Origin of the sequence: Aquabacterium parvum (genome assembly GCF_001447195.1) — a bacterium.
GTDB lineage: Bacteria > Pseudomonadota > Gammaproteobacteria > Burkholderiales > Burkholderiaceae_C > Aquabacterium > Aquabacterium parvum.
In genome coordinates, this window is record NZ_LFRI01000566.1 from 1 (window position 1) to 273 (window position 273).

Annotated in this window: 1 protein-coding gene; it reads left to right on the forward strand. The window is 59.0% G+C overall.

Features of this window, described 5'->3' with window-relative positions; all coding sequences use genetic code 11:
• Positions 1-58: 58 nt before the first annotated feature.
• Positions 59-273, forward strand: a 215-nt coding sequence (locus tag ABG80_RS20710; protein ID WP_152987776.1) for a hypothetical protein, incomplete at its 3' end; no start/stop codon positions are given.

A 273-nucleotide genomic window follows, 5' to 3' on the forward strand; every position in this document is an offset into this window, starting at 1 on the left:
TGGAACGCCGCTCCCCTGCCCTAACCAAGCCAACTACACAGGAGTTGAAATGGCTGGAATGAAGTCTATCGATGAAGCGCGCAATGTCCTCGAAGAGGCTGCGCTGATGACCACTGAGACGGTGAGGGCCTTCTACTGGATCGTAGCTGCTGGCCCGGATGTTGACACGCCGCCCTGGCTGTTCATCCTGGCCAGACACATCGACGCCTGGGACAAGGCCTCGCAGGCCTACATGATGGCCGTGCATCAGCATGCTCGGCCTGTCCTCAATGA